Raw genomic sequence first — 19,698 nt, forward strand, 5'->3', positions numbered from 1 at the left:
CTGTTTCGGATCAGACCGAGTAATCCGGTTGCCAATCAACATTGATGCGACGCGCGGCCAGCTCCACGCCATCCACAAAATTGGCAACGAACGGGATCATGCTCTCCAGCGTCTTGGGCTGGCCCTTGTCATCCTGCCCTTGCGAGCGGATCACCAGCACGGTTTGCGGCCCGGTGGACAGCAATTCAGCCACTTGACCCAGGTTCACACCTTCGCGGTTAACCACATCCAGGCCGATCAGATCGACCCAGTAAAACTCGTCGGCCCCCACGCTAGGGAAGCTTTGGCGCGAAATGAAGATGCGCGCGCCGCGCAACGCTTCAGCCGCATTGCGATCGTCCACGTCTTGAGCGGTGGCCACCACGGTACCCGAGTGATCCTTGGCCTCGCGCACCTTCATCAGCAAGGTGCCAGAAAACGTCTTGGCCCCCTTCTCCGCAGGCAACAAGTACCAACGCTTGGACGAAAACAGCGCTTCAGGGTCGGCGCTGTAAGGTAACACCTTGAACCAGCCCTTGATGCCCCAGGCATCGGCAATACGGCCGACTTCGATGGCGTCTGCAGGCAGCTCGGCGGCTTCCAAAATGGGATTCATAAGTTCCAATGAAAAAAGCTCGTCGCCAATGGCGACGAGCTTTCAAGGTCTTGAAGAAGACTTAGACAGCTGCAGGAGCAGCAGCCTTTTTAGCGGCTTGTTGAACCAGGCGTTCCACGGTGGGGGACGCTTGGGCGCCAACACCGCGCCAGTAGGTCAAACGGTCTTGCGCAATACGGATGCTTTCTTCGCCACCGCGAGCCGATGGGTTGTAGAAACCCACGCGCTCGATGAAGCGACCATCGCGACGGGTACGCTTGTCAGTCACCACGATGTTGAAGAAGGGACGTGCCTTGGAACCGCCACGGGAGAGTCGAATAACGACCATGATTTATCCTTTGGGAGGACTGAACACAAATATTCAGCCGACAATATCGGTCTTGCGAACCGACGTTTTATTCCAGCGTTGAGACACGCGACTGACCACCCGACCAGCGACACGCCGAAAAGCCCATCATTATACCGTTTTCTCCCGCAAGACCAAACCACATGCCTCTCATCCGCCCAAGTCGCGAAAACGACGTTGCCGCCATCACCGCCATTTACGCCCACCATGTGCTGCATGGCACCGGTTCTTTTGAAACCACCCCGCCAGACGAGAAGGCCATGAGCGAGCGCCGCGCAGACGTTTTATCCAAGGGGCTACCCTACATCGTGGCGGAAGACGAAGGCAAGATTGTGGGGTTTGCATACTGCAACTGGTTCAAGCCACGCCCGGCCTACCGCTTCTCGGCCGAAGACTCTATTTATGTAGCAGCAGACCAAGGCGGTAAGGGCCTGGGGCGCCTTTTGCTGACCGAACTCGCAGCCCAGGCGGAACGTGCTGGGGTACGCAAATTGATCGCCGTGATCGGCGACTCGGCCAACGCGGGCTCCATTGGCGTGCACCGTGCAGCCGGGTTCAAGCAAGTGGGTATCTTCGAGTCTTGTGGCTGGAAATTCGACCGCTGGCTCGACATTGTGCTGATGGAAAAATTCATCGGCGCTGGCAACACAACCAACCCCATTTAAGCTGCAGACCATGAAAAACAAAACACTGGCGGCCTGGCTGTCGATCGTGGGCCAACCACTGGGGTTGCAACGTTTTTACCTGCACGGCCTGAACGACATTTGGGGTTGGCTCAGCCCCATTCCCACGGCTTTGGGCATCTACGGCGTGCGCCGAGCCCAAAGCCTGGGGCTAGACGACCACCTGAGCTGGGTGCTGATCCCCCTGCTCGGCCTGATCGTCGCCATTGGCGCCCTCAGCGCCATCGTTTACGGGCTGATGAGCCCCGAAAAGTGGAACGCTCGCTTCAATCCCAACGCGGCCGCGGATGCAGCCAGCGGCCAGACCAACTGGTTGACCGTGGGCGCCTTGGTTTGCTCACTGTTGATTGGTGCTGGCGTTTTGATGGCCAGCTTGGCTTTCAGCTTTCAACGCTACTTCGAGTACCAAATCGAAGAAGCGCAAAAGATCAGCCAGCCAGATTCTTGATTCCGGCTGGCTCGCAGTGATCAGAACAACTGCAGACTGACCCAATAGCCGATGGCGGCCACAAACGCGGACGCAGGAATCGTCAAGACCCAGGCCCAGACGATGTTGCCTGCCACACCCCAACGCACCGCGCTTGCACGCTGAGTGGAGCCCACGCCCACAATGGCGCCGGTGATGGTGTGCGTGGTAGATACCGGAATGCCCAGCATCGTCGCCAAGAACAAGGTGATCGCGCCGCCGGTTTCGGCACAGAAGCCGCCCACCGGCTTGAGCTTGGTGATCTTTTGCCCCATGGTGCGCACAATGCGCCAGCCGCCAAACATGGTGCCGCCGGCAATGGCCGTGTAACACGACACGATGGTCCAGGTGGGTGGCGCCGCATCAGCAGACGATGCGTAACCTGTGGCGATCAACAGCATCCAGATGATGCCGATGGTTTTTTGCGCATCGTTACCGCCGTGGCCCAAGCTATAAGCGCCAGCCGAGAGCAACTGCAGCCGGCGGAACCAACGGTCCACACGCGAAGGCGTGGCGCGGCGGCAAATCCACGCCACCAACACCATCATCAACGAGCCCAGCAAAAAGCCCAGCAGCGGCGACACAAAGATGAACAGCACCGTGCGCCAGATACCCGACGCCACCAACGCGCCTGTACCCGCCTTGGAGATCACCGCCCCGACAATGCCGCCAATCAGCGCGTGCGATGAGCTGCTTGGAATGCCGTAGTACCAGGTAATCAAGTTCCAGGTGATGGCCCCCGTCAGGGCGCCAAACACCACATGGATGTCGATCACATTCGGGTCGGCAATGCCTTTACCTACCGTGGCCGCCACACTCAGATGGAACACAAACAGCGCCAACAAGTTAAAGAAAGCGGCAAACACCACCGCCTGCCCCGGTCGTAGCACGCCGGTAGAAACCACGGTGGCGATGGAGTTCGCTGCATCATGAAACCCGTTCATAAAGTCGAACACCAGTGCCAGCACGACCAGCAAAATGACGGCCCACAGGGCCACTTGCGCGGTTGCCATAACCTAGCCCCGCGCGATCAGGAGTTCTCGAGGACGATGCCCTCGATCAGATTGGCCACGTCTTCACACTTGTCGGTGATGGTTTCCAGCAGTTCGTAAATGGCCTTGAGCTTGATCAGTTCACGCACATCCGGCTGCTCGCGGAACAGCTTGCTCATGGCTGCACGCATCACGCGGTCGGCATCGGACTCCAGGCGGTCAATCTCTTCGCAGGTTTTCAGCGCCGCTTCGGCCGTGGCCGGGTCGGCAATCCGCTCCAGCATGTAGATGGCGTCTTTCAGACGTTCGCAACACTTCACGCTCAACTCGGTCAGGCGCACCATCTCGTCGGTCATGTGGTGCACGTCATACAGCGCCATGGTCTCGGCAGAGTCCTGGATCAGGTCGGCCACGTCGTCCATGGTATTGATCAACGAATGGATCTGCTCGCGGTCGATCGGCGTGATGAAGGTCTTGTGCAGCGAGCGATTGACTTCGTGCGTGATGCGGTCGGCTGCCCCCTCGGCGCGATCCACCTCGGCGTTGTACTTGGCGCGGGCATCCAGATCCGAATAGTTACCCACCAACTTGGCGAAGGCATGCGCCGCCTCGACGATGCGGTCGGCGTGCTGATTGAACATTTCAAAAAAGTTGCCTTCGCGCGGCAACAACTTGCCAAAGAACATGGCGTAACTCCTGAAGGTGGGGGGATGGACGCCAGAAATGTGACGTTTACATGACAAACAGCGAAGTTTAACCGGCGTGAACGCCCTCTCCCGCCAAGGGATGCCGCGCCACCCCCTGTCACAAGCGCGGAAGCGTCGGTTTTTTACAACCCCACTAAGTCACGAGCGGGGCGCAATCAATCACACATTCACTACCAAATGTACAACTTGAAGGGACTCGTACATCCAGCCTTTTGCCCACGCACCCTTCATCTTGAGCCACGAAATTGTCATGCGGATCCGGTACGGTTCCTGCAAGCGAAACAAAGATCGCAGATTGTGACAAGCATCTGGCACCAATATGAGCAAATTGCCCTTCCAACATGGGCAGAAGCATCCTAGCAGTTGCGTTCGCTTACCAAAAAAGTCACACCAAACAGGTGCAAGCGGTCAAATGATTGCAACATACAAGGGTAATTACTCACGTATATTCACAACTAATTGGGATTTTCGAGGAGGCGAGATCTTGACTTTCATAAGACAACTTCTTTTTTCTTCGGGCGTCGCGCGATAAACCTTCGGACATCCATATGCCATTTCTGACCAGCTTCTCCGAGGACGATCAGAGCCATTTCTTCCAAGTGGTGGGACAGGTGCCGGATATTCGATCGCACTTCGACCTCTTCATGTGGCTGGGAGGCGGGCTACAACGCTTTTTGCCGCATGACATTCTGGTGGCCGCCTGGGGCGACTTCCAAAGCGGCGCCTTGCACATCGACATCATTTCGCCCATGACCGGCGTACGTACCGACGACACAAACGTACGTGCCGCAGCTCCTCTCATGAGCGACATGTTCCAACGCTGGCAAGCTGGGCAAAAGGCGCCCTACGCCATTCATGTGGGCTCCAATGGCTTTGACCTGCCCAATGGCTATGCAAGCTCCCCCTTGGGCCGAGCACTGCAGCAAATGCAGGCAACGGTCGTGCACGGCATCACCGACCACCGGGGCCAATACGACTGCATTTACGCCATCTTCAGCAAGCAAGCATTGCAGGCCAGCGGACGTTACGCCGTTGGCGTGTTGCTGCCCTACATCGACAGCGCCTTGCGCCAAGTGATGCACACCCCTGCTGATATCCCCGACAGCCAGCCTGCAGCATTGGCTGCCAGCGCCTCGGCCCGCACCAGTGGGACGCCGATGTCGGAGCGCGAACGGCAAATCATGCGCTGGGTGCGACAAGGCAAGACCAATGGCGAAATTGGCACGATTCTTGATATCAGCGCTTTCACTGTGAAGAACCACATGCAGCGGATCTTCAAGAAGCTGGATGTGTACAACCGGGCTCAAGCCGTTTCCAGATTCAAGGACAGCACACTCAATGGATAGTCAAACTCTTCAAAGCGCTGATTCTTCGCTCGGGGTCAATCGCAGCAGCACCGGAGGTGTAGGCAAAGACACTTTGCTCAGCATGATCGAGTCCATGATCGATCCCGGCATGCTGGTGCTTTCGTTGTGGGCCGTTGCAGTTTTTTATGAAAAGACGGTGCCCCCGGCTTATCTGATTCTGTCGGTCATTGTGTTTGCCATGACGTTCCCGGGAACGTCTCAACTGCAATCCTCGGTACCCAAACTGGTGGGGCAAACCATCTTCAATTGGGTTGTGGTTGCAGCGCTGGTAGTGATCACGGGTGTCGTGACCCACTACATCCGCGAATTTTCCACTGACGCGATCCTCGCCTGGCTGTGGATTGCTCCCACATCGCAAATTGCAGCCCACTTGGCGCTGCGTGCGGCGGCCCCCACCGTCATCGCCCTTCAAGGCCCGCCACGGCGCGCCGTCATCGTCGGCATGAACACCCAAGGCATTGCGCTGGCACGGCGTATTCGTGAAACCCCCTACTCCCGCATCGAGCTGACTGGTTTCTTTGACGACCGCGAGTTGCACCGGCTCAACGCCCCTCCCGGCTTCAAACTGATCGACAAGCTGAAGGCCCTGCCCGCCTTTGCCAAAGAACACGGCATTCAGCAAATCTATCTGTCGTTGCCCATGGCGTCGCAGCCACGCATCTTGCAGGTGCTGGACGACCTGAAAGACACCACGGCATCGATTTATTTTGTGCCCGATATGTTCGTCACCGACCTGATCCAGGGCCGCAGCGGCTCGGTCTGCGGCATGCCGGTGATCGCGGTGTGTGAAACCCCGTTCCGTGGCACCAATGGCGCGGCCAAGCGCTTGAGCGACATCATCCTGTCGTCGCTGATTTTGCTGCTGGTTTCTCCTGTTCTGCTGGCCGTGGCAATTGCCATCAAGCTCGGCTCGCCTGGCCCCGTCATCTTCAAGCAACGCCGCTACGGGCTGGACGGTAAAGAAATCCTGGTCTACAAGTTCCGCTCCATGACGGTGACCGAGGACGGCAAGAGCACCTACACCCAAGTCACCCGCAATGATGCGCGCGTGACCCGCGTGGGCGCCTTCATTCGCAAGACGTCGCTCGACGAACTGCCGCAGTTCATCAACGTGCTTGAAGGCAAGATGAGCATCGTGGGCCCGCGCCCCCATGCCATTGCCGTGAACGAGCAGTATCGCAAACTCATCTCAGGCTACATGGTGCGCCACAAGGTCAAACCCGGTATCACCGGCTGGGCTCAGGTCAATGGCTACCGTGGCGGCGACGACTTGGTGCACATGCGCCATCGCATTGAGTACGATCTGGATTACCTGCGCAACTGGACGTTGCGCCTCGACCTCTACATTATTTTCCGCACCGTGAGAGTGGTGTTCAACGATAGCAAGGCGTTTTGATGCGGCATGTTGATGGCTTGACCTTCCCAGCCCATCTCGGCAGACAAGCCATTTTGGCTGGCCTGCACATGCTGGTCATTTAACGCACATGGGGTTGCGGCAGTTTTTTTGCGCCGGTACGACGGCGGTGGTCGTACCGTTGTTGTGCAGCGGTACTGCGCATGCGGACGCGGGAGACACGTTCAATCTATCGGCAGGCTACAGCGTGCAGACCGATAGCAATTTGTATCGACTTTCGTCCGCGGACACGCAGAACGGTGCGAACGCAGATTTGGCAAAGCCCGAAAGAATCGACACGAGCACGCTCACCATGACACTCGATAAGTCCTATTCGCTACAGCGATTTCAGCTGACCGGGAGCTTTATCGACTACCGCTATCAAACCTACGACTATCTCAGCTTCAATACCTTTAACTACTCGGGTGCGTGGCTGTGGAGCGCAACGCCATGGTTAAAAGGTACTTTGTCTACGGGGCAACAAAAGGCGCTGAATAGCTACGCCGACTTTCAAGGCTCGAGCGCACGCAACATCCGCACGCTTGACTCCACCCATTTCGACGCAGAAGGCAATCTGGGCGCGGCGTGGCGCCTGCTCACGGCCGTTGACTACGCCACCCGCAGCAACGACTTGCCCGTGGTCCAGGAGGGTGATGACCGTATTCGCAGCCTTTGGCTGGGTCTGCGCTACATCTATCCGTCAGGCAGTACATTCAGTTTTCGCTCACGCACAAGTACAGGCGACTACCTCAACCGCACGCAAACCATTCAATCGCGCCTTCCCAGCCATTACGAAGAACGTGAACAAGAACTGCGAATGTTGTGGTTGTTCAGCGGCAAAACGACGATGGAAGGTCGGCTCTCCTACCTCTCGCGCACCCACCCCCTGCTTTCGGTGCGCAATTACAGTGGCCCGGTGGGAGATCTGACGGTAACTTGGGTTCCCACTGGCCAGCTACGGGTTCTGGCTACTGTCGGACGCGACCTCGCCGCTTACCAATCAGACACCAGCAGTGTTGCGGCCACCAATCGCTTCATCTTGACGCCCGTCTGGCAAATGACCGCACATACGAGCCTACGTGCCAGCTACCAACGGGCGGGAATTGACTACAGCGGCGCCTTGCCCGGCCAAGCGGCCGCCATCGACCGCCACGATGACCAGGAAGCCATCCAGATCGGTCTGGACTGGAAACCCCGCCCCACCATGTCCCTGAGCCTATCCTTGCAGAGCAGCAAGCGTCTCAGCAACACATCAGGATTTGACTACAAAACCCACGGCGCGACCTTGGCCGGACAAATCACATTTTGAATGTCGTACATGGTGTCCCATCCACTTTTCAGATCTGCCCTACGCATGCCATCCACAAGCTCCTCCCGTTTTCTTCTGGTGATTTTGTTTGTTCTTTCGCTGCTCGGGACGAGGGCAGCATTCGCGCAGGACTACCAACTCTCGGTTGGCGACGCGATCCGTGTCCAAGTATTCCAAAACCCAGATCTCACCGTCGAAACCCGCATTGCAGACAACGGCATCGTCACCTATCCGTTGATCGGGACGATTGAGCTCGGTGGCCTGAGTATTCCAGCGGCAGAGAAAAAGCTGGCCGAAGCCTTGAGCATGGGTGGCTATGTGAAACAGCCCCAAGTCAACATCGTGCTGTTGACTGTACGTGGCAACCAAGTCTCCGTCTTGGGCCAAGTGACACGTCCTGGACGATTTGCGCTGGAAACCAGCAACATCCGCATCAGTGATGCCCTAGCACTGGCAGGTGGCATCTTACCCACGGGCGACGACTTTGTTGTGCTGTCAGGCGTCAGAGATGGCAAGTCCTTTCGCAAAACGGTCGACATTGCCGGGCTGCTTCTGGATGGCCCGACGGACGAAAATCTGGTCGTGGCGCCTGGCGACACCCTGTACGTGAACCGCGCCCCCGTCTTCTATATCTACGGTGAAGCACAACGCAACGGAGCTTACCGCGTGGAGCGCGGTATGACGGTGATGCAAGGCCTTGCGGCTGGCGGCGGCCCCACTCTGCGCGGCACCGACTCGCGCTTGCAGTTGTTCCGCAAAGACGCATCGGGCGCCACTCAAAAGATCACCCCCGAATTGACCACTCCGCTGCAACCGAACGACGTCATATTCGTTCGCGAAAGCCTTTTCTGACCTCGGGGGTTTTTTGAACACACAGCCAACACAGCTCCACCAGTTGTCGCTCTCCGCGCCTGCAGCGAAAGAGGTCGATTTAACTGGACGACATCTCGGTATACAGGGCCTTAGGGGCGCCTGTGTGCTTGCAGTCTTTGCTTACCATGTCATCAACTCTGGATTGGTGCCGCAAGTCGACTCTGCATTGGGACAAACATTGCTTTGGCTCGCCAGCGGTCTACGTTACGGCGTAGAGGTTTTTTTCATGATCAGCGGTTATGTGATCGCACAAAGCCTACGCCGACACCGCAACGTCTCCAGCTTCATCACAGACCGCTTTCTTCGCATTTTTCCGCTATGGCTACCACTCGCGTCTGCCATGTTGTTCGCGCAGTGGTATGTCGCGACCAAAACTGGTGCCCCGCGCCCAGAAGCGCTGTCTTCAGTGCCCGCCCTGGTGGCCAGCCTGGCGATCATGGCGCCGGTGTTTCCTGTCCCAGGTATCCACCCTGCGCAATGGTCACTGAACTACGAACTCTGTTTCTACGCCATCGCAGCAAGTGCATGGGCACTGATTGGACACAAATCAGCTTGGCGCTGGATCTGGCTGGTCATGGCGACAGCCTTTGTCGTGCTCTTTCCCCGAGCGCTGTTTTTTGTACCAGGTGTACTCGTTGCGCTTTATGAGCCCTGGCTCATAGAACATCGCGAACGCTTGACGCTGGGCTGGGTAGGCCTTGGCTTCGCCTGGGTGAGCTGGTTGCTCACCGGTGCAGAAGCAGCCCATTTCAGCCAAACACTGGTGCACTACATCGTCATGGGTACTGGCCCAGCAGTAGCCAGCGCATTCATTGGCAGCTTCGCGTTTTTCGCATGGCTGGTGGTCTACCAACGCAGTGCAGGCCCAGGCGTCATGCGCTCGCTGCCGATCTTGTGGCTGGGCAAAATCAGCTACAGCTTCTATCTTGTTCATCCGATTGTCATGGCTGGCGTGAAACGCGGGTTGTTGACGCACCTGCCGCTGCACGGTTGGGACGCAACTGTTGCGCTGGCCGTCATCGCACTGCCAATCTCCTGTTTCGCCTCTTGGGTCACATGTTCACTGCTAGAGGTGCGGCTGCGCCAGTGGCTGATCAGCGCACCTGGCAGGCTGTCGCGGCTTCGCACCAACTCACCCAATTGAACAACGCCTACCGCTGAAAGATCGCAAATGCCAGTTCTGATCACCAAGTCCGGTCAAGGCCAGAAGACGTTGAATACCTCAGCATTCGACGCTGAACCAACCACAGCCCCGGGTCAGCTCGGGCGGGTTCGTCGCAGCTTGGGTGCATTCCTCATGGTGGGCTTAGCCCTTGCCACAGTAGCCCAACATGTTGCCGCGCAGACGTCCTCTGACAAAGACTTTGCCGACGAACGCAAGCCCAAAACGCTGCCGTCGAATACAGCCGCCTCGCATCCCAAAACGGCGGCACCGCGCAGCTATGAATTGAGCCATAAAGAACTGTTGCCTAATGGAACATTCCAGGACAACGCCAACGGCTGGGATGGCGGCAAGCAGGGAAATACATTGGTAGAGGCCGAAACCCGTAGAGGTGGTCGCACGCTGCAGCTGTCGGGCGTCGGTAACTCTGTTTATAAGCTCCCCGCTGGCAGCTTGATACCAATGACGTCCTACACTCTGCGTGTCAAGGCTCGGCTGCTGCAAGGCAACATCGGTTTTGTGTCGGTGCGTTTTAGAGAGCCCAAACTCAACAGCACGTTTCGCACCTACCGCCAGCCCGTCACCAGCACCGAGTTTGCTGACGTTGTCGTCGAATTCACTGCTCCGGCGTATACCGATATGGCGGAGGTCGCCCTTCAGACCTTCGGTGCCACCATGCAAGTGGAGAGCGCGTCATTGAAGATGCGTTCCGCCATCGAAAACACCGAGCCAGTCGATTCGTGGGCGAATTCGTACACCCCACCGGGCTACGTCATGGTCTTCAACGATGAGTTCTCAAAAGCACCGCTCAACCGCAGCAAGTGGTTCACCCGCTACATCTACGGTTCCGAGACTTCGGACAAGCTGAACGACGAAAACCAGCGCTATACCGACAACGCTAACCACCAGATAGAAGATGGTGTGCTGCACCTTGTCGCGCGCAAATTGCCACGCAGCAGACCGAACGGCGCCAACTATGAGTCGGGAATGATTCGCTCAGACTTCACACTACTGTATGGCTTCCTTGAAGCCCGTGTGAAGATGCCCAGCGGCATCGGCACTTGGGCTGCTTTTTGGTTGAACTCTGATGTAGGGGATACCGGCCGCATCAATTGGCCTCCAGAAATCGACATGTTCGAGTTCGTCAATAACGGCAAAGACGATACGGTCAACGGCTTGCATATTGCGGCCAATACGCCTAAAGGCACACAGCCTCTCTGGCTTTACACCGACCCGGCTTTTAGCAGACCACACCAGACTTGGAAGGCCCCATTCGACTTCGATAAGGGCTGGCATACCGTTGGCGTGGACTGGAAACCCGCAGCATTCGATCTTTACGTCGACGGGCTCAAGGTGATGTCGCGCGAGCATTCATGGACCTACGCCGATGGGGTCATCGGTGCGCCGGCACACATTCTGCTCAACCTCGCCATTGGCGGCGCATGGGCAGGCCGATATGGCATTGACGACTCGGCCTTTCCTCAGTCACTGGATATTGATTGGGTTCGGGCATACAAAAAATTAAGTCCATAAACCCTTATCCATTCAAGAAAATAAAAATATCAAAAATAAAAAATGCAAAAATGTATTGAGCCAAATTCGAGGTACTTGACCCTCGACGCCATGCGCGGATTAGCGGCCTTTGCCGTGGTTATCCTCCACTTTCAGGTTAACGGCGTCATTGCTCCAATTGGATACTTAGCTGTAGATTTTTTCTTCCTACTCAGCGGATTCGTCATTGCAAAAACATATGACAAACGTCTCTCCGAAGGAATGACATTTTTCAATTTTTTTTCACTTCGCCTTATTCGGCTTTACCCATTATTTTTCATTGGTTTTTTGCTTGGCATTGTTCGTCGGCTTGGCGAGTATGCAATGAATCGCCCAGGGAAGCTGCCTCTTGCTGATATTTTAAGTGCAGCGCCCTTCGAACTCTTGATGATGCCGTCCACTGTTGCGAGTGCATTGTTTGTATTCAACAATCCATCTTGGTCACTTTTTTTTGAAATGATCATTAACTTAATATATGCAGCCATTCTCATAAAGATAAGCAATCGCTCAATCAAAATTCTAATACTGGCTTGTGGAGCACTACTTTTAGCCCAGGGATTTTCAGCTGGCAATTTGGATGCCGGCCCTCAATGGCCAGATTTCTTTGGCGGTGCGGCTCGCGTTGGCTTTTCTTTTTTACTTGGCATTACGATATCAAGAATGAAAATCCAAAGAGACACGCCAAGCCTACATTACCTGATTCCCTGTGCAATCCTTTTAATGATTTTACTTGCACCTTCCTCTGGGAAATATCAACTTGCATATGATGCATTTTTCGTATTCTTAGGATTTCCAATTCTGCTTTGGTTAGGTGCAAAATTTACTCCACCGAAGAAGTTTGAAAAAAGTTGTGAATGGCTTGGAAATATTTCCTATCCAATTTATGCCATTCACTACCCATTGATGTTTTTGTATCTTTTTGTTGTTAAAAAAACAAAACTCCCTCTAGTTCTACAACTTCCTATATTTATTATTTTTGTTGTATTTGTTGCTGCTTATCTCACTAAGTACTTTGACGTCCCCACGAGAAATTGGCTCACTCAGAAGAGGTTGCAATACCAAAACAGCCGAGTTCTTTCTGGTGTCAAAAATTAATTACAACCTTTTTTGATTAATAAAAATATGCGAATCCTTGTTGCAAGTGGCTTCTTTGAAAGTGAACTGCCTTCGTATCGCGAATATGCCTATTGCCAGCAATTAGCGGCACTAGGGCACGACGTAACGCTCATGTGCGGTGACCAAAGCCAGATTTGGGCCCGTAGCCGAGTAAAGCTGCCGCAAACCAAGCCAGCAGCGCGCGATGCAGACTTCGTTAAAGAAACAGGTGTTCGCTTATTCCGCCAGCATGTCTACTTACGCTATAGCGACTTCGTGCTCTACCGCCCCATTGCCGCCGAGATCAAACGTGCAGATGTGGTTCACGTCATCGAGTTCCGCCATGGCACTACCGTCGCCATTGCCGCACTCGCCAAGCTCTTTGGCAAGCCGGTGGTGTACGACCACGAACAACGCGGCGATCGACTCGCCACCTGGTACAGCCGGGCCGATAGCAAGTGGCGTCGTTTGTTGATCCGCACCGGCTCGCTTTTTGTCGACACCGTTCGCCACACCGTGCTGGCCAACCGTGAGCACTTCATCTCGTGCAGCGCACGCAAGAAGGTGCCCACCATGTTCGCACCTCTGGGCATGGACCCATCCCGCTTCTACTTCGATGTGGCGGGCCGGGCTGACTTCCGCGCACAACACAACATCGCGGCAGACCAGCCGGTGGCTGTAATGTCGGGCAAATTACATGGTTACAAACGCGTGCCAGAAGTTGTAAAGGCTTGTCGACAAGCCGGCTATCGCTTGGTGTTGGTGGGAACCATTGCCGAAGACGTGAAAGCCGCCTTGGCTCAATTACCGCCAGGCAATGAGATCACGCTCTCCCAGGTCTCGGCGCAAGGCTTGCGCGAGGTCTATAGTGCTGCCGATGTTGCTATCTTCACGACCTTTACGCTGTCTTATTGGGAAGCTCACGCAACCGGCGTCAAACTGTTGGTACCCAATACCGAATTCAGCCAACTGGTTTTCGGTAGTGACCCGGACGTGTACCACTTCGGCAGCCCGGACATGTTTTCCGTAGCCGACGAAGAATACAAACCCGAGATCCATATCGACGCCTTCGTCGCCGAAGGTTTACAAGCGCTGGCCAAACCGTCGGCCAAGGCGCGCGATTCGCGCGTGCGTTTCTCGTCACGTGCACAAGCCAGTGCATTGGCTGATCTGTACCAAAAGCTGGTGCCGGCCAAAGCAGCTGCGTGATCGTTCTGCTTCGCCCACCAGGCACCCGCTGTGCAAAGAAATATGGTGCGAAGTTCAGCTCGCACCCACATAGCCCCCCGCCCTGCTGCGCGTGGAGGCTACAGTTGCCAGCCATCACGCCCATCAAGGCGCATGCGCCAAAAAGGCGACATTGGACATGGTCACACTGGGCCAGTCATTTCGATTGCCCAGATCACTAGCGCAGGACCGGTACTACACCTTATGCGGATTGCGATTGCCTTCTTTGGCATCCCCCGAGGGTCGGAGGTCACCATGCCTACGATCCAACAGCACTTCATCGAGCCCCTCAAAGCGCAAGGTGATTGCCGCGTTTTCTATCACCTGTATCAGCAAGACTGGGTACTTAACGCCCGCACGGGTGAAGACGCAGCCCTGCCCGCCGATGCATACACACCGTTTGAGTCGTTCGACGGGGAACTGGAAGCGCCTGGCGCGTGCCTCAGCACCTGGCAGTTTGAGCGCCTGCAAAAATTCGGCGATCACCACCGAGATGCATTCAGCTCTTTGAGAAACTTAGTGCACCAATTGCATTCACTGCGCCAAGTCACATTGCGGGTGGCCGCGTGGCAACCCGATGTAGTGCTGTTTCTCAGGCCCGACTTGTTCTACCACGCCGGTTTCAGCCAGGCAGCGATTGCCGCAGTGGCAGCGGATGCAGACCGCTGCATCTTGCCGCAATGGCACTGGTGGGGCGGCATGAACGACCGCTTCGCGTTGTGCGGGGCCAAGGTTTTTACCGCCTATGGCTGCCGTATCGAGCAGGCACTCAATTTCGCCACACAAACCGGCCGCCCGTTGCAGGGAGAGCGGCTGGTGAAGTACGCCTTATCGCAAGCACATGCGACGGTTCGCACCACACAACTCCAGGCGCACCGTGTTCGGGTGGACGGGCAACTCAAATCCGAGAACTTTGCGGCCATGGCGACGACCGGCTCGGTGCGGGGGCGCCTCACCTTGGCAAAGCTCAACCTGCTTTCGAGGCTTCGCCGCGACTAAGAGGACGATCACACGCGGCGGCCAGAGAGGCGAAACGCTTACTGCGTCGTGTTGCGAAAGCGCGGGCGAGCCATTGGATTCACAAACGATGGCAACAGCGATGCCAGCACTCGGCGAGCGGCTGGATCGTAATACTTCGCCAAGAAGTAAGACACACCACAAAGCCCCACGATAAAAGCCGGCACCCAGATCGCCACAGGCAAGGCCAGTTTTCTGGCGATGAAAGAAGCCATGAAGAGCGGCGCGTAATGGATGATGTAGATGGGATAGGAAATCTCGCCCAACACGTTCATAGGGTTCGCCAGTACCGCTGGCGGATTCAACCGCGCGCCAACAGACACGATCAGCGGATAAGCCAGCACCACCATCAGCAAGTCGTACACGCCACGCGTGCCGGCTGACGGTTCATAGATCAGGCTTGCACATAGCAACGCAGCGGGCACCACACACCACCACGAGTTTTGCGTCTTATCGCCTACTCCACTCTTTGCCAGGAAGACGCCAACGGTGAAGGAGAACATCACGCGCGAGAAGCCAAACCCGATCGACGACCAATCCTGTCCGCCTTGAATCTTGCCAAGTGAAACGACCACACCCACCAACCCCACCAGAAACAATACGATCAAACCGGCGAGCGCCTTCTTGGGCAGGCGAACAATCAACACGGCATAAATCAGGTTCGCCACCAACTCCAGAAACAACGACCATGCCGGCCCGTTCACCGGAAACAGCCCTCGCCCTTCAAACGGTGCGGGCAGCATAAAGAAGCCAAATACAGCGGCGATCGAGACCTGTTCAAAACCCATGCCGTCGGGTAGATGCAGCACGGTCTGGCCCATGGCCCGCACCAGGCCCACGAGCAGTCCAATGAAGAACAAGGGATACAAACGGATGATGCGATGGACCACAAAATCTTTTGTTTTCAAGCCTCCCTCGAAACGCGGCGCATAGGTTCGCGCAATGACCAGCCCGCTCAACAAGAAGAAGAAGTCCACTGCAAGGTATCCGCTTGGCACCAGCTTGACGACAGCTTCAAAGTGATAAATCACCACAAGAATGGCTGCGAGCCCCCGCATGCCATCCAACGTCAGTAGGCGGTTTTTGCTAGTCATTTGAAACCTCGTAAAAGGAGTACGTCATTTTCAAAATGCAATGCGTGCCAAACAAAACGCGGCGTTATGTTTGGACTACTTGGCGCGACGCTTCTGCACCACAGAAGCCGCAAAACCGAACACGTCCTGAACCAATTTTCGGTCCACCAGCCAAATGGTGATCAAGAAGATGATGACCCCGCTAGGAATCAAGATGAAGGCGCGCACCAGCGCAGAGAAATCAACCGGCAGCAATGTTCTGATGCCCCAGATACCCAGCGCCATCAACACCGATGCAACCAGCGGCGGCCATACGCCGCGCAGTTGCTGGCGCACACCAAGTCCCGTTTCGCTCTTGAGAATCCAGCCCATGATGGGAAAACCCACCAACTCGCGCGCCACCCAAATACCAATCGCCCAATTCAGTGTGGGGACACCGCTGATCAACAACGCCGACAGCATCACCACCAACTCGGCGGCACGTGCCGCCATGGATGCTGCAGGCCGCCCCACGGAGGTGAGCAGCGGCACGATCAAGATGCGCGGCGCCTGCACGATGATCAGGCATGAAAGTATGGTGACATAAGGGCTGGCTTCCAACCAGCGCTTTCCAAACATCAACTCCACCACTTCTGGCGCCAAAGCCCCAAGGCCCATGAAACACGAGTACATCACCAGGCAGGTGAAGGCGCTGGCCGTTTGGTAAACCCGAACCAAACGTGTTCGGTCGTTTTGCAGACTGGACAGCAACGGCAACGCCACCTGTGCCACCGCCGTACCGGCAATCGCATTAAACGCATCCACCGCTCGGAATGCGAGGTTCAACACACCCGCAGCATGCGTGCCCAATCCAATCCCGGCGAGGATGGTGAACAGCCGTTTGATGGCAAAAGTCAGAATCAGCGAACTGACCGAGTACACGCCAAACCCCAGCAACTCCTTGCACTCGATCCAGCCAAAACGCAGGCGCGGTAACCTTGCGCCGCTGAACCACAGCACCAACGATCCGACCAAAGCAATCAACACCTGCTGCGCGACCAAGGCCCAAATGCCCGCGCCCATGAACACCAACGCCAAGCCCGCAGCAGCCCCCGCCATGCGCCCAATGAACGAACGAATGGCCAACGACTTGAACGCAAACTCGCGGCGCTGCCGTGCCACCACGGTAGCGGTCAAGGCGGCACAGGGCAAAGCCAAGCTCATCCAGCGCAGCACACTGGCCGCCTGCGGGTCTTTGACAAGTGCGGCAAACGTGGGGGCGGCTAGCCAGCACGCTCCCGTCAGCACCAAGCTGAGCCCCACGGTCGCTGTAAAAGCGGTGTCAAAGTGCCGCTCTGTTGCCTCCGGGCGCTGCACGAGTGCGTCGTGGAACAGCATGCGGACCAACACGTCGAGCAACTCGATCACGGCAAGCGCCACCGAGAACAAACCAAACGTACTGACCGACAACATCCGCGAGTAGAGGATGAGCGTGCCGAAAGAAATCAACGCAAGTGAGGCGCTTTCGATGGCGCTCCAGGCCATCGACCGCCCGGCTTTGGCGCGATCCGTCATCGGGAATTTCCGCCTTCAAGCAGGTGCGAGCGGCCTACGCCAGCCAGCGTGTTGCGCCACAACTGATGATGCCGATCAAACACGGCCTGCACACTGAAGCTCTCGCTTTTACGCACACGAGCCGCCACTAGCTCCGGTGCCGACAGTGGGCGCTTGGGCAAACCCTCGAGCATGGCGCGAATGGCATCGGCACCGTTGGCCTCAAACACATACCCGGTGACACCTTCGTCGACGATTTCAGGCATGCCACCGATGCGCGAAACCGCCACGGGCACGCCCGCAGCGTAGGCTTCAGCAATGACGCGGGTGAGCGGCTCTTCCCATAGAGACGGCACGACCAAAATGTCGATGCGCGAAAAAACGCTGGTGGGCGCCACAACACCTAAAAATTCGATGTTGGGTGCAGCAAAACGCGCCTTCAGTCCATCCACATAGGCTGGATCACCGCCGCCGCCAATCAACAAGCGTATGCCGCTGGGCGACATGGCCGATACTGCTTCGAGCAGCAACTCTACGCCTTTAACGTGTTCAATGCGCCCCAGGTAGCCCAGAACCAACTCCGAAGGTGGTGAGCCCGCCTTGCCGTAGGCACCATGCAGATGCTCTAGCTTGATCCCGGTCGGCCCCACCGAGGTCGTGACCGCAGGATGGAACATACCCGTCTCGCGCACCCGCGCAAGCGTGCGTTGGCTCACAGCGCTGACCACCGCCGGAATCTTTGAGGCTTCGCGCCGAGGAGCACAAAGCGCTTTGCAGTCTGCACACTGTTGAACGCAGTTTGTGCCATTACGGTACATCGAAGAATTGGGGCACGACAGATAGTAGTCGTGCAACACTTGCATCACCGGAATGTTCAGTTGCTCAGCGGCCTTCCATGCGGACACTGAAAAGCCTTGCAGGTTGTTGCCCTCGACCAGATCAGGGCGCTCGATTTCAAGAATGCGTCGAATACGCCGCTGCATGATGGGGTTGTAGCGGTCAACCAAATGCCACAACATACGGCGCCACTTCGGCAGCGGCTTTTTGCCATGCAAGAAGCCCAGATTGAACAGCGGCACGTAGTACACACGCACCCCATCCACCTCACCTACAGAAGCCACACCATCAGGAGCCAAGGTGATCACGACCGCCTGACCGCCGATGGCCGCCAACGACTCGGCCACCACGCGCACCGCACGCTCCGCGCCCCCCACTTCATGCGGGGCGTACAAGGTATTGATGAAGACGACCTTCAAGATAAACGTCCTTTGCGAGCAGCCGTGGGACGCCCAAGAAACAATGAAAACCTTTTGCGCAACAAATGCGCCAAAGGGATGCAAGCCAGCATTACCCAAATGAGCAGGATGACGGGTAGCGCAGATGCCAGATTTAATTGCTCTAGGTTCAACTTCAGCATCTTGATCACACCGCTGGCAAAGTTCAGTAGCAGTGGGTGCAACGGAAAGATGATCAAACTGTTGTCCGCCAGCCAAACCGTCAGTCGGTTGTGGGGCAGCAACACTGAAATGAACAGCAACAGCGCAATACCCAGTGCTGCAGTCAAACCATACAGCGCCAGGGAATCGCCAAAATTCGCAAAAGCAAAATCAACACGCCCCTGTTGAAGCGCAAAAAATCCCCACAGCACCACCAACACCGGCAGCAGTGCCAATAAGAGCCTCCGCGGCAGGCGCTCAGGTGACCAGTCTTCTGTGCGCATGGCAGCGCCAACGGCATAGAAAGGAAGTGCAATCCATGCAATGTCCAAACCCAGAGGCAGACGCGAGGGCCATGGCAACGTAATGCCCGCAATGACTGCACCAACAATGGCCACACCCAAACAGCTCCACGCAGACAAGAAGCGCCGTAGGAATGCGTAGACAGTTGCACACACAAACAGGCAAGGAAAGAACCACAGTGCCGGATTGACGAAAAGCTCTGCCGACAAGCCAGAAAAAAGACTCGCAAAGGCATCACCCGCGCCAACGCCTGCAAACTTGGCCGCACGGTCACCCAGACCACGTGTCGCCAGCCAGTAAAGAAACGAGATCAAGAAGAAAAACAAATAGGGCACCAACAAGCTGCGCGCACTTTTACCCCACGCCTGAGCCAGCGGCATAGATTGGCGCGCGGGCGGTAGCAAGTAGCCAGATATGAAGAAAAACAGCGGCATGTGAAAGCTGTAGATCAACTCTGCCGCCACCGCCGGTATGCCTGGTGTGTGCCCTATCACCACCAGCACAATGCCAATGGCCTTGGCTGTGTCGATGAAAGCAATTCTTTGGCGTGCTTCCGTCATAAAAAAATCA

At 56.4% G+C, this 19,698-nt stretch carries 19 protein-coding genes; 11 read left to right on the plus strand and 8 right to left on the minus strand.

The genetic code is table 11. The annotated features are described in order from the left end of the window. Nucleotides 1–10: 10 nt before the first annotated feature. Nucleotides 11–595: a ribosome maturation factor RimM gene (gene rimM / locus ACPWMG_RS17510; protein ID WP_483300763.1), complete on the minus strand. Its 585-nt coding sequence runs from the start codon at nucleotides 593–595 to the stop codon at nucleotides 11–13. Nucleotides 596–656: 61 nt separating this feature from the next. Further along, entirely contained in the window at nucleotides 657–923 is a 267-nt protein-coding gene (gene rpsP, locus ACPWMG_RS17515) for a 30S ribosomal protein S16 (protein WP_483300764.1), read from the minus strand. Nucleotides 924–1,084: 161 nt separating this feature from the next. Between rpsP and ACPWMG_RS17520 the strand changes: the two genes are divergently transcribed. Next, nucleotides 1,085–1,606, plus strand: coding sequence for a GNAT family N-acetyltransferase (locus tag ACPWMG_RS17520; RefSeq protein ID WP_483300765.1), 522 nt, complete (start codon nucleotides 1,085–1,087; stop codon nucleotides 1,604–1,606). 10 nt (nucleotides 1,607–1,616) lie between these two features. Beyond that, on the plus strand, nucleotides 1,617–2,072 hold the full coding sequence (locus ACPWMG_RS17525) for a hypothetical protein (protein ID WP_483300766.1): 456 nt from the start codon (nucleotides 1,617–1,619) through the stop codon (nucleotides 2,070–2,072). Nucleotides 2,073–2,092: 20 nt separating this feature from the next. On the opposite strand, the gene ACPWMG_RS17530 is transcribed toward ACPWMG_RS17525, so the two are convergent. After that, the gene (locus ACPWMG_RS17530; RefSeq protein WP_483300767.1) at nucleotides 2,093–3,103 is read right to left on the minus strand and encodes an inorganic phosphate transporter; all 1,011 of its coding nucleotides are present in this window, start codon (nucleotides 3,101–3,103) and stop codon (nucleotides 2,093–2,095) included. Nucleotides 3,104–3,120: 17 nt separating this feature from the next. Then, nucleotides 3,121–3,768 carry a DUF47 domain-containing protein gene (locus tag ACPWMG_RS17535; protein ID WP_483300768.1) on the minus strand — a complete coding sequence of 216 codons (648 nt, stop codon included), beginning with the start codon at nucleotides 3,766–3,768 and terminating at the stop codon, nucleotides 3,121–3,123. 569 nt (nucleotides 3,769–4,337) lie between these two features. On the opposite strand from ACPWMG_RS17535, the gene epsA reads away from it, so the two are divergent. From epsA to ACPWMG_RS17580, 9 genes are all read left to right on the plus strand, one after another. Continuing rightward, nucleotides 4,338–5,135: an XrtB/PEP-CTERM-associated transcriptional regulator EpsA gene (gene epsA, locus ACPWMG_RS17540; protein ID WP_483300769.1), complete on the plus strand. Its 798-nt coding sequence runs from the start codon at nucleotides 4,338–4,340 to the stop codon at nucleotides 5,133–5,135. Next, nucleotides 5,128–6,552, plus strand: coding sequence for an undecaprenyl-phosphate glucose phosphotransferase (locus ACPWMG_RS17545; RefSeq protein ID WP_483300770.1), 1,425 nt, complete (start codon nucleotides 5,128–5,130; stop codon nucleotides 6,550–6,552). The genes epsA and ACPWMG_RS17545 overlap by 8 nt, the downstream gene beginning before the upstream one ends. 88 nt (nucleotides 6,553–6,640) lie before the next feature. Continuing rightward, nucleotides 6,641–7,858, plus strand: coding sequence for an XrtB/PEP-CTERM-associated polysaccharide biosynthesis outer membrane protein EpsL (gene epsL / locus ACPWMG_RS17550; protein WP_483300771.1), 1,218 nt, complete (start codon nucleotides 6,641–6,643; stop codon nucleotides 7,856–7,858). A 45-nt stretch (nucleotides 7,859–7,903) separates the two neighbouring features. Then, complete coding sequence (epsE, locus tag ACPWMG_RS17555; protein WP_483300773.1) at nucleotides 7,904–8,710, plus strand: polysaccharide export protein EpsE; 807 nt, start codon at nucleotides 7,904–7,906, stop codon at nucleotides 8,708–8,710. A gap of 124 nt (nucleotides 8,711–8,834) precedes the next feature. Next, nucleotides 8,835–9,875 carry an acyltransferase family protein gene (locus tag ACPWMG_RS17560; RefSeq protein WP_483300774.1) on the plus strand — a complete coding sequence of 347 codons (1,041 nt, stop codon included), beginning with the start codon at nucleotides 8,835–8,837 and terminating at the stop codon, nucleotides 9,873–9,875. A gap of 27 nt (nucleotides 9,876–9,902) precedes the next feature. Next, complete coding sequence (locus tag ACPWMG_RS17565; protein WP_483300775.1) at nucleotides 9,903–11,426, plus strand: glycoside hydrolase family 16 protein; 1,524 nt, start codon at nucleotides 9,903–9,905, stop codon at nucleotides 11,424–11,426. A 75-nt stretch (nucleotides 11,427–11,501) separates the two neighbouring features. Beyond that, complete coding sequence (locus ACPWMG_RS17570; protein ID WP_483300776.1) at nucleotides 11,502–12,539, plus strand: acyltransferase family protein; 1,038 nt, start codon at nucleotides 11,502–11,504, stop codon at nucleotides 12,537–12,539. 12 nt (nucleotides 12,540–12,551) lie between these two features. Further along, nucleotides 12,552–13,748 (plus strand): glycosyltransferase, encoded by a 1,197-nt coding sequence (locus ACPWMG_RS17575; protein ID WP_483300777.1) that lies wholly within the window; start codon nucleotides 12,552–12,554, stop codon nucleotides 13,746–13,748. A 132-nt stretch (nucleotides 13,749–13,880) separates the two neighbouring features. After that, a complete protein-coding gene (locus tag ACPWMG_RS17580; RefSeq protein ID WP_483300778.1) occupies nucleotides 13,881–14,765 on the plus strand; it encodes a hypothetical protein in 885 nt (294 codons plus the stop codon). A 38-nt stretch (nucleotides 14,766–14,803) separates the two neighbouring features. Here the strand turns inward: ACPWMG_RS17580 and ACPWMG_RS17585 are convergent, their stop codons facing one another. From ACPWMG_RS17585 to ACPWMG_RS17600, 4 genes are all read right to left on the minus strand, one after another. After that, the gene (locus ACPWMG_RS17585; protein ID WP_483300779.1) at nucleotides 14,804–15,877 is read right to left on the minus strand and encodes an acyltransferase family protein; all 1,074 of its coding nucleotides are present in this window, start codon (nucleotides 15,875–15,877) and stop codon (nucleotides 14,804–14,806) included. Between the two features lie 75 nt (nucleotides 15,878–15,952). After that, the gene (locus ACPWMG_RS17590) at nucleotides 15,953–17,410 is read right to left on the minus strand and encodes a lipopolysaccharide biosynthesis protein (protein WP_483300780.1); all 1,458 of its coding nucleotides are present in this window, start codon (nucleotides 17,408–17,410) and stop codon (nucleotides 15,953–15,955) included. Next, a complete protein-coding gene (locus tag ACPWMG_RS17595) occupies nucleotides 17,407–18,645 on the minus strand; it encodes a glycosyltransferase family 4 protein (RefSeq protein ID WP_483300781.1) in 1,239 nt (412 codons plus the stop codon). The genes ACPWMG_RS17590 and ACPWMG_RS17595 overlap by 4 nt, the downstream gene beginning before the upstream one ends. Next, nucleotides 18,642–19,688: an acyltransferase family protein gene (locus ACPWMG_RS17600; protein ID WP_483300782.1), complete on the minus strand. Its 1,047-nt coding sequence runs from the start codon at nucleotides 19,686–19,688 to the stop codon at nucleotides 18,642–18,644. Before ACPWMG_RS17600 ends, ACPWMG_RS17595 begins: the two co-directional genes overlap by 4 nt. Between the last annotated feature and the right edge of the window lie 10 nt (nucleotides 19,689–19,698).

It is taken from the genome of Hydrophilobacter chitinilyticus (genome assembly GCF_049860745.1).
Lineage (GTDB): Bacteria > Pseudomonadota > Gammaproteobacteria > Burkholderiales > Burkholderiaceae_C > Rhodoferax_B.

Excerpts from the sequence above, each read along its gene's own strand:
- rimM (WP_483300763.1), bottom strand. The coding sequence starts at position 595 with ATGAATCCCATTTTGGAAGCCGCCGAGCTGCCTGCAGACGCCATCGAA.
- rpsP (WP_483300764.1), bottom strand. The coding sequence starts at position 923 with ATGGTCGTTATTCGACTCTCCCGTGGCGGTTCCAAGGCACGTCCCTTC.
- ACPWMG_RS17520 (WP_483300765.1), top strand. The coding sequence starts at position 1,085 with ATGCCTCTCATCCGCCCAAGTCGCGAAAACGACGTTGCCGCCATCACC.
- ACPWMG_RS17525 (WP_483300766.1), top strand. The coding sequence starts at position 1,617 with ATGAAAAACAAAACACTGGCGGCCTGGCTGTCGATCGTGGGCCAACCA.
- ACPWMG_RS17530 (WP_483300767.1), bottom strand. The coding sequence starts at position 3,103 with ATGGCAACCGCGCAAGTGGCCCTGTGGGCCGTCATTTTGCTGGTCGTG.
- ACPWMG_RS17535 (WP_483300768.1), bottom strand. The coding sequence starts at position 3,768 with ATGTTCTTTGGCAAGTTGTTGCCGCGCGAAGGCAACTTTTTTGAAATG.
- epsA (WP_483300769.1), top strand. The coding sequence starts at position 4,338 with ATGCCATTTCTGACCAGCTTCTCCGAGGACGATCAGAGCCATTTCTTC.
- ACPWMG_RS17545 (WP_483300770.1), top strand. The coding sequence starts at position 5,128 with ATGGATAGTCAAACTCTTCAAAGCGCTGATTCTTCGCTCGGGGTCAAT.
- epsL (WP_483300771.1), top strand. The coding sequence starts at position 6,641 with ATGGGGTTGCGGCAGTTTTTTTGCGCCGGTACGACGGCGGTGGTCGTA.
- epsE (WP_483300773.1), top strand. The coding sequence starts at position 7,904 with ATGCCATCCACAAGCTCCTCCCGTTTTCTTCTGGTGATTTTGTTTGTT.
- ACPWMG_RS17565 (WP_483300775.1), top strand. The coding sequence starts at position 9,903 with ATGCCAGTTCTGATCACCAAGTCCGGTCAAGGCCAGAAGACGTTGAAT.
- ACPWMG_RS17580 (WP_483300778.1), top strand. The coding sequence starts at position 13,881 with ATGCGCCAAAAAGGCGACATTGGACATGGTCACACTGGGCCAGTCATT.
- ACPWMG_RS17585 (WP_483300779.1), bottom strand. The coding sequence starts at position 15,877 with ATGACTAGCAAAAACCGCCTACTGACGTTGGATGGCATGCGGGGGCTC.
- ACPWMG_RS17590 (WP_483300780.1), bottom strand. The coding sequence starts at position 17,410 with ATGACGGATCGCGCCAAAGCCGGGCGGTCGATGGCCTGGAGCGCCATC.
- ACPWMG_RS17600 (WP_483300782.1), bottom strand. The coding sequence starts at position 19,688 with ATGACGGAAGCACGCCAAAGAATTGCTTTCATCGACACAGCCAAGGCC.